This window comes from Microcystis sp. M53602_WE12 (assembly GCF_030065455.1).
GTDB classification, from domain to species: Bacteria; Cyanobacteriota; Cyanobacteriia; order Cyanobacteriales; family Microcystaceae; genus Microcystis; species Microcystis aeruginosa.
The window spans coordinates 1-8,786 of record NZ_JASJFB010000129.1; the positions used below are offsets into that span (position 1 = coordinate 1).

Consider the following 8,786-nt stretch of genomic DNA (forward strand, 5'->3'; position numbering starts at 1 on the left):
AAATCCTTATCTGGCAAGAGACTTAATTGATTAGTTCGCTCTAGATAAAAAACAATTGACAAAAATCGCTAAATGCCTTTCTATATAAGGGTTCCATCCCTTATAACCCCCCTCCATTGCATAACACAAACCGAAGAGCCAAAAAGAGAATCTAGGAAATCTGTTCTGCGTAATCCAACTCCGTCGCGCATCCCGCCTCTTTTCGGAGAATATCGTCGATATTCTTAAATGTCTGCTCGAACATAGGAAAAAGATTAGATACTCTCAAATCTTACCTCGATCGCTCCGGTGATCCTTAGCATAGATTTGTAAAAAGGCTGAAAATGCTTCAGCCTCGTCTAAAAAATCAGATTTTACCCGCAAAATTAAGGAATAGGATTAGCCGAATCCTTGCTTTCTAGGGTTTCGGGAACAGCTTCCGTCTTACCAAAAGCGATTCGGAGGAAGGGAGGGGCCAGGAAAGTCGTCAAGATTACCATAATAATAATCGACACCTCCAAAGGCTTATCCAAAATTCCGCTGGCCGAACCAATCCCAGCAAAAACTAGACCCACCTCACCCCGGGGAATCATACCCACACCGATGGCGAGGCGATTGATTCCAGATATGCCAAAAACTGCCCAGCCTGTCACCAGTTTACCGATGATCGCCACAACCATCAAAAAGACAGCGATCAAAAGTCCGGCCCGATTCTCCGGTACCGTTGGGTTTAAAACACCGAGATCAGCACGCGCTCCCACCGTCACAAAGAAAATCGGTACAAGCAAATCGGCGATCGGTTTAATTAACTCATCCAACTCGTTCCGGGTATCAGTTTCATCAAGCACCAAACCCGCAGCAAAAGCCCCTAAAATCGCTTCAAGATGAATAGCATTGCCCAAAAATGCCATAAAGAAAGCGAAGACAAATGCCGGAATAACAATATTGCCCCGAGTTTTCAGCCGCTCCACGATCGCCACAAAACTTTTGTTAAAAATACCTCCCAACAAAATTGATCCGATCAAAAAGGCCGTAGCGCTGACAATCAGATAAATAACATTGGTCACATCAATCTCACCAGTTTTGGCTAAACTAGCGACCACAGCCAGAACAATAATACCGAGGACATCATCGATCACCGCCGCACCGACAATAATTTGCCCTTCTTTGGATTTGAGTTGACCTAACTCGGACAACACCTTCGAGGTAATACCGATACTGGTTGCCGTTAAGGCTGCCCCCGCAAAAATCGCCGGGATAGCCGCCACATGAAAGACGAGCATTAACCCGGCCGTACCTGCCGCAAAAGGTGCCGCAACCCCCACACAGGCCACAACCGTGGCTTGAATTCCCACTTCCTTGAGTTGTCGCAGATCCGATTCTAGGCCAATTTCAAACAGCAGAATAATCACACCGATTTCAGCTAGAACCGAAATCACTTCACTTTGGGACTCAAAGATTCGCTCTACGGCAGCCGGGGCCAATTGATTCAATCCTTGCAGTACCGTCATAATCACCGAGTCCGAGGCCGATAGTCCCCCTTCGGGAAAGATGAGCAGATGCAGTGCCGAAACGCCGACAATCACACCAGCGACCAGTTCTCCCAGTACCGGCGGAAAATCCAATCGTCTGGCGGCCTCTGCGCCGAGCTTGCTGGCCAGATAAATCACCACCAGTGTCAGCAATACGCCAGAGAGAATAATCGGTGAATCCTCGGCCACAACGGTGGCGAGCAAGGGGAGCGGAGCCATGGGAGCCGCTATCTCCCCGATCAAAGGAGGCAGAATAGGGGACAAAATCATGAGTTTAAAGGGATGAGGGTTTAAAGGTTTTAGGTAGGGTCTGCTGAAAAAGTTTTTCGTGGGGGCAGGGTGTGGGGTGTGGGGTATAGGGTGTAGGGTTTTACCGATTTTGAGGTAGTCAGTTACCTAATTTTCAGGGAAAAAGTCCAGGAATTTTACCCCCAATCACTCCAATGGTCAGCACTTTTTGAGGGAAAAAAGCCTAAAAGCCTTATCCAACAAGGTTTTTAGATTTATTCAGCAAGCCCTAGGTGGTCATAAAACTGGGGGATAGGAAAAAGGGCCACCGCTCAAGGACAGTCAGGCTGCAGATGGGGTGGCCCGGATCAAGACAAGCTTAGTTGTCTAGATTTCACAGCCCTCTGGTCCACAGAAACTCTGTCCGTACAGAACCTCCGCATCACAGAGATAGATCATGCCCGCAAAATTGAGGAAAAACTGATCGGCAACCTGCTTGGCAATATTTTGGGCCATAATTCGATCGGGGGTAAGTATCTCGAACTTAACATTCGTATCGGTTTCGGAAACGTGGGGTTGTCCCGACGAGCGCACGTTGCGACTGCCTTTACCGCCAGTATCCATCACCGTGTAACCACTCGCCCCGCATTCTTCGATGATCTTGGCGACTTTTTTCAACAAAATCTTTTCTGTGACGATGACGAGCTTTTTGGCTGGTTTGGCCATGTTGATTATCTCCTTAAATGTGTACATTTATTTGCTTGGTAAGCCCCGTCAAGGGAGCGCCCACAGACCACAATCCTAGCCGCCGCTGAGGGCCTGGGCGAGACCAAGGAAGAAGGGTATGCACAAGCCGATCGCTACGGGCGTACCGATGGCCGTGGACGCGCCTATATAGGCGGAGGGATTAGCCGAGGGGATACCGGCCCGCAACGTGGGCGGCCCGGAGATGTCGGAACTAGAGGAAGCGATGACGGCCAGAACCACGACACCGCCCCAGCTGAACCCGGTGGCGTAGTGGGCAACCATGCCGAGACCGAAGGCGATTAGACCATGCACAAAGGGTGCTAGGACGCTATAGACGACATACCACTGGGCCACCTTACGCAGTTCGCCAACCCTTGACCAAGCCTCCATCCCCATGACCAGCATCAAGATTGAAAGCAAGCCACGAAAGAGGGGATCGTAGAAGCTTTTATAGACAGTTTCCGGCTGGGTGAATATGCCCAAAGCCAGACCTAATAACATGGCCGATAGGGCAGGTCCGCGAAGGCTTTCTTCAATGATCGGCCAGATCTTGACCCGATTATCCGTAGGCTGCTGCTGACTGAGATACTCCTGCCGACTGCTGGGATAATCCTGCTGATCGGAATAATCCCCGGCCGCCACCGGCTGCTTGCTAAAAGACTCGCGGTCGTAGGCCGATTCTTTCTGCTTCTTCTTGTTAAGATAAATGTTAGCCACCACGATCGCCGTTACCAGCGCCGGGATATCCATAAAGGGATAGAGTGCGCCGGCCCAGGCCTCGTAGGGGATCTTTTGTTCTTCGAGTACCGTCAGACCGGCTGCCATAGTCGAGCCACTCACGGCTCCAAATAACCCCCCAGTTGCGATCGCATCCACCACTTTCACCTTGGGCAGATTGGCTAAGGTATAGCGTGCGACGAAGACCACAATAATCCCTACTATGACGGCAAAGATCATTGGTAATACCATTTCCGTCAGGTTGGAATTGCGGATGGCAATCCCGCCGGTCAGACCGATTTTGGTCAGCAGCATGAAGACGATGATCGTACAAATCGACTCTGGGATGACCAATTCACTACCGAGAGCGGCAATGATCATGCCACCAATCAAAAAGGCCAGCGTTGGCGACTGCAACTGCTGGATAAAGTCCATGACAAACAATGAGAAAAAATCCACGAATACCTCCTTAAGCCTCCCCTGATGAGGAGTATTGAATATAAACGAACTAAATGAACCTTCAAAAGCTGAAAGAGAGTAAGAGTAAGGCTCTTTACCCCTTAAGCAAACCTGTTGCGGGCAGAACTTTGGACAGTGTCAAGTCCGCAGGTAAGCCTAATTCGGGATTTTTGTCGGTTAAACTGGCCTCGATCGCCGTCCCAGAAGCCACCCCGAAGGCAAGAGCTAGAGGGAGAGAAACGCTGGCAGCTGTTACACCACCGAAGCTATCGCCCCGCAAATTGTCAAAATGAATACGATTGGTTATTTCCATGAGAATCCAACTGAGCAAAGGATTTTTTGCCATAACAAAGCTGGCGGTTGACAGACCAGCCTTGATAGACAAAACTTTATGGTTTTTAAAGATCGATTGTTCTAAATCTATACTAGAACGGATAGCTTGACAAGCAAATTTTTGTAAATTGAGTTTAAATCGATATATCTTTACAAAAGTATTGATTTAAACCTATGATATAAGCGGGGTGGGGAGGTTTTTACTCGTTCCCCTCCATTCCTGCTTCTGTTTAGCAAAGCTCCTCAAGGCAGTAACAGAAGTGTAGCTCTCTAGAGGCCTCTCTTGATTCACGCCACTTTACATCAACTGATTGTCTTTGAAGCGACCGCTCGTCATGGCAGTTTCACCAGGGCTGCTGAAGAACTATCGATCACCCAACCCACCGTTTCCACCCAGATGAAACAACTGACTAAATCAGTGGGTTTACCCTTATTTGAACAGATAGGCAAACGTTTGTATTTAACCGAGGCTGGACGCAGTTTATTAGTCACCTGCCAGGCAGTCCTCAAGGATCTTGATAACTTTGAGATGGCGATCGCTGATATCAAGGGCATTAAACAGGGTAAACTGCGTTTAGCGGCGGTATCCACAGCCCAATATTTAATCCCTCAAATCCTAGGTCCTTTTTGTCAACAGTACCAAGGGGTGGATGTGTCCCTAGAATTGACCAATCACCAAGACCTAGAAACAAGGATGATCAATAATGTTGATGACCTATATATTTTAAGCGAACCCCCCCAAGAGCTAAACCTAGAGATTCGACCGTTTCTGGAAAATCCCCTCGTGGTTATTGCTCGCAAAGATCACCCCCTAGCGGGACAGAAAAAAATTCCGATTAAACGACTGCAAGGGGAACCTTTTATTATGCGGGAAATGGGATCGGGAATTAGACGGGCAGTACAGCAAATTTTTCTCGACCATGGCATCACCGTATCTCTGCGTTTGGAAATCGGCAATAATGAAGCCATTAAACAAGCGATCGCTGGTGGTTTAGGAATTTCAGTTCTGTCTCAGCACGTCTTAAATTTAGATAATCCCAATGGGGAATTTACCATCCTTGACGTGCAAGATTTTCCCATCCAACGCCATTGGTATGTGGTTTATCCCAAGGATAAAAAACTATCTGTGATCGCCAAGACTTTTCTGGATTATCTCCTCAATATTCAGCCCCAATCCCTCTTAAAGGTCAAAATTTCTAGATGAGAAACCCCATCTTTGTTGAAGATGGGGTAAGGTAAAAATCAAATCAATCTAAACAGTAACAGGTTCTCGATCGAGGGGTTTAACGCGATCGAGCAGTGCTTGCAACTGTTCCCCTTCAATCACCTCTTTACTGAGGATTTCTTGGGCAATTTCTTCGAGCAAATCGCGATTTTGAGCAAGGATATCCAGGGCCTGCTGATGACCATTTTCGACAATCTCTTTCACTTCATTATCGATCGCTTTGGCCGTATCATCGCTCACCAAGCGCCGGGGATTCATCATACCATCTCCCAGAAAACTATTCTGTTGACCTTTTTCGTAGGCCAGGGGACCTAAGGTCTTACTCATACCATAAGTAGTCACCATGCGTTCGGCCAAATCCGTCGCCCGCTGTAGGTCATTAGCTGCCCCAGTAGTAATACTACCAAAGATAATTTCCTCGGCGGCCCGACCACCTAAAAGAGTAGCAATTTGGTCGCGTAATTCCGTATCATCCATAAGGAAACGGTCTTCCGTGGGCATTTGCAGGGTATAACCGAGGGCTGCCATGCCGCGAGGGACGATCGAAATCTTAGCAACTTTACCACCCCCCGGCATAACTGCACCGACGAGAGCGTGACCAACTTCGTGATAAGCGACGATTTTCTTCTCTTTTTCCGAGAGAACCCGGCTTTTCTTCTCTAAACCGGCCACTACCCGCTCGATTGCCTCATTAAAGTCCTCTTGGGCAACGGTGCTGCGTTGATTGCGCGCTGCCAATAAAGCCGCCTCATTGACTAGATTAGCTAAGTCAGCACCAGCAAAACCAGGGGTGCGGGTAGCAATCTGTTTTAAATCCACATCTGAGCCTAATTTTACCTTACCTGCGTAGATTTCGAGGATTTTTAAGCGTCCAGCCAGATCGGGGCGATCAACTAACACTTGGCGATCAAAACGGCCAGGGCGTAAAAGGGCGGGATCAAGAGTTTCTGGGCGATTAGTAGCGGCCAGCACGATTACCGTCGCATCACCAGCGTTAAAACCGTCCATTTCCGTCAATAATTGGTTTAAAGTCTGTTCCCGCTCATCGTTACCCCCCATAAAATTACCGTTAGCGCGAGATTTACCAATCGCGTCTAATTCATCGATAAAAATAATACAGGGGGCTTTTTTCTTGGCCTGTTCAAACAGATCTCGCACTCGGGCCGCACCTGCACCGACAAAGAGTTCCACGAATTCCGAACCTGAGATACTAAAGAAAGGAACTCCCGCTTCTCCCGCGACTGCTTTTGCCAGCAGGGTTTTTCCTGTCCCCGGCGGACCGACTAGGAGGACACCCTTGGGAATCCGCGCCCCGATTTGAATGTAACGTTGGGGATATTTGAGAAATTCGACGATTTCGGCCAATTCGGTTTTCGCTTCTTCCACACCGGCCACATCTTCAAAAGTGGTTTTGGTGGTGTCTCCTTCCACATAGACTTTAGCGCGACTTTTGGTAATCGATAAAGCCCCGGCTGGACCACCGCCACCGCTGCGAGCGAGGAAAAATTGCCAAATACCAACAAAAATCAGGGGAGGAATCACCCAACTAAGAACACTACCAATCCAGCCATTTTTTGGCGGTGGTGCGGCGGCGAATTCTACGCCCTTAGCTTCTAGACGTTTGGGCAATTCTAGGTCAAAAATCGGTGTAGTGCTGAAAATTCGTCCGTAGTTGCCCTCTTGGTCGTTTTTAAGCTGATAACGAATCTCATTCTGTCCCACGGATACCCTAGCGACGTTACCATCTTCCACTTGGTCGATAAAAAGACTATAGGGAACTTTGGGGACGCTAGGGCCAAATAATTGCGGGAAAAGAAGGTTAACAATCAGAAATAAGCCGCCTACGGCTAATAAAACATTACCGATCAGGCGAGATTGTGAAGGAGGTTTGCTTTTTATACTCATTGCTGGGCCTGATTGATTAAAATTAGTCTCTATCCTCTCCTCATTGTAGGCTGTTGACTGCTCAAGTTCAGATTGAATCAGGCGGGGGGATTACCGTCGTCTTCGGGCGGTTTTTGCCCTAGTAAAGCCTCTAGACGGGTTTGGGCAAGCTCAAAATCCGGCACAATCCCTAAAGCTTTTTGATAACAGGCGATCGCTGCTTGGGTTTCGCCTAAATTTTCTAGGGTACTGCCGCGATTGTACCAAGCTTGATAAAAATTATCGTCCGCTTCTAGCACCTGTTGCCAACATTCTAACGCTTCTTGCCAACGTTGCAGTCCGTATAGGGCGCTGCCTCTAGCGTTAATGACTTGGTGATCGTTGGGGGTGATTTCTAGGGCGCGATCATAACTATTTAAAGCTTCTTCGTAGTTACCAATCATGGCTAAGGCACCACCACGATTATGCCAGGCCGAGGCTAATTGGGGATCGATCGTCAAGGCCTGTTCCCAATCGGCGATCGCATTTGACCAATTGCCTAAATTTGCCTGTTCTAAGCCCTGATTAAACCAATCTTCGGCAGTTTCAGGGTTTTTAGCTTCCTGGGGGGAAAATTGAGCGATGAGACTATCAATAATGCTTTCTGCGTCCTTATTTTCGATGCCCAATTGTTCGGCCATTTGCCCGGCTAGGGTAGGATCGTTTTGCAGACGGTCAAATAATTCATCGAGGGTGAGGGTTTCTAATTGGGGATTTTCTGGGTCATTACCGTTAAAATCGCTAGTTTCACCCGAATATAAGAAATTTTCTGGGGTTTGCGGCTGGGAATAACTGCCCGGGTCCTCATCGTCGCCGGCGTATTCCCAGATTAAAGTGGCAGTTTCTTTGGTGTAGAGTTGATAACCGATCTCGTAGGAAGCTTCACCAATACGTTCAATCCCGGGGAAAGCGCGAGCTAATTCTCCCAAACGGATCATTCTGGTGGCGAGAAGTTGGTTAAGGGAAGCGGAGGATTGCAGACGGCTCCCAAAGCGCTCTAACCATTCTACCCAATCTTTTTGCCGACCTCGATCGCCCAATTTCTCAAAAAATCTCAGAATTCTGCCTTCGTGCCAACCGTGGGACACTCCATCGAGTAACTGCATATAGAGAAACTCGTAGTCTGTATCGGTTAGGGGAACAGATTCGATCGCTTGTACTCTCCCCTTTCCCCCTTGTCCCCCCAAAAGTCGGGTAAAAAAGTTTTCGATCGCGCGCCAAAGTTTTCTTAAAAGTCCCTGCATTCTAATCTCGACACTGGTTTTATTAATCTTGCAAGCATCACCCAATTAGTCTAGCAGTTATCAGTTATCGGGGATTGACTCTCCCCCGCTAACCGCTCGCGCGGTGTAGCGGGGGATTCTCGGTTCTTAGGCTTTTAACTAGATCGACCGAGTTTAACCCAGTCGATCCCCGTCAAATCGCCTCCGCAAGCGTTTTCTAACACGGTCAGTCCGACCGCATTTTTTCCTCGGTTCTCAATTACCTTTGCTGATGCCGTATCTCTTGGTTCAATGTGGCCGCAAGAATCACACCGGTGAACTCTTTCCGATAACGCTTTTTTACCAGTAATTGCGCCACAATTCGGACACTCTTGCGAGGTTCCGTTTTTATCAACCTTAAGATAATATTTTCCCCGTTTC

The 8,786-nt window shown here is 48.1% G+C and carries 8 protein-coding genes; 1 reads left to right on the top strand and 7 read right to left on the bottom strand.

The window, feature by feature from the left end:
- Window positions 1-365: 365 nt before the first annotated feature.
- From PX482_RS05130 to PX482_RS05145, 4 genes are all read right to left on the bottom strand, one after another.
- A complete protein-coding gene (locus PX482_RS05130; protein WP_288026699.1) occupies window positions 366-1,781 on the bottom strand; it encodes a cation:proton antiporter in 1,416 nt (471 codons plus the stop codon).
- 345 nt (window positions 1,782-2,126) lie between these two features.
- On the bottom strand, window positions 2,127-2,465 hold the full coding sequence (locus PX482_RS05135; RefSeq protein WP_002757700.1) for a P-II family nitrogen regulator: 339 nt from the start codon (window positions 2,463-2,465) through the stop codon (window positions 2,127-2,129).
- Between the two features lie 75 nt (window positions 2,466-2,540).
- Window positions 2,541-3,662: a sodium-dependent bicarbonate transport family permease gene (locus PX482_RS05140; RefSeq protein ID WP_002757699.1), complete on the bottom strand. Its 1,122-nt coding sequence runs from the start codon at window positions 3,660-3,662 to the stop codon at window positions 2,541-2,543.
- A 94-nt stretch (window positions 3,663-3,756) separates the two neighbouring features.
- Window positions 3,757-4,008 (bottom strand): sulfate permease, encoded by a 252-nt coding sequence (locus PX482_RS05145; protein WP_080603588.1) that lies wholly within the window; start codon window positions 4,006-4,008, stop codon window positions 3,757-3,759.
- 270 nt (window positions 4,009-4,278) lie between these two features.
- Here PX482_RS05145 and PX482_RS05150 point away from each other — a divergent pair, with 270 nt between their 5' ends.
- The gene (locus PX482_RS05150) at window positions 4,279-5,199 is read left to right on the top strand and encodes a LysR family transcriptional regulator (protein ID WP_002757696.1); all 921 of its coding nucleotides are present in this window, start codon (window positions 4,279-4,281) and stop codon (window positions 5,197-5,199) included.
- Window positions 5,200-5,247: 48 nt separating this feature from the next.
- Here the strand turns inward: PX482_RS05150 and ftsH4 are convergent, their stop codons facing one another.
- The 3 genes from ftsH4 to PX482_RS05165 form a co-directional block, all read right to left on the bottom strand.
- Window positions 5,248-7,125, bottom strand: coding sequence for an ATP-dependent zinc metalloprotease FtsH4 (gene ftsH4 / locus PX482_RS05155; RefSeq protein ID WP_002757693.1), 1,878 nt, complete (start codon window positions 7,123-7,125; stop codon window positions 5,248-5,250).
- Window positions 7,126-7,202: 77 nt separating this feature from the next.
- Window positions 7,203-8,387 (bottom strand): tetratricopeptide repeat protein, encoded by a 1,185-nt coding sequence (locus PX482_RS05160; protein ID WP_002757692.1) that lies wholly within the window; start codon window positions 8,385-8,387, stop codon window positions 7,203-7,205.
- Window positions 8,388-8,521: 134 nt separating this feature from the next.
- The coding region (locus tag PX482_RS05165) for a zinc ribbon domain-containing protein (RefSeq protein WP_288122162.1) at window positions 8,522-8,786 on the bottom strand (265 nt) is incomplete at its 5' end.

Coding starts and splice junctions, on each gene's coding strand:
- ftsH4 (WP_002757693.1), bottom strand. CDS start 7,125: ATGAGTATAAAAAGCAAACCTCCTTCACAATCTCGCCTGATCGGTAAT.
- PX482_RS05145 (WP_080603588.1), bottom strand. CDS start 4,008: ATGGCAAAAAATCCTTTGCTCAGTTGGATTCTCATGGAAATAACCAAT.
- PX482_RS05160 (WP_002757692.1), bottom strand. CDS start 8,387: ATGCAGGGACTTTTAAGAAAACTTTGGCGCGCGATCGAAAACTTTTTT.
- PX482_RS05130 (WP_288026699.1), bottom strand. CDS start 1,781: ATGATTTTGTCCCCTATTCTGCCTCCTTTGATCGGGGAGATAGCGGCT.
- PX482_RS05135 (WP_002757700.1), bottom strand. CDS start 2,465: ATGGCCAAACCAGCCAAAAAGCTCGTCATCGTCACAGAAAAGATTTTG.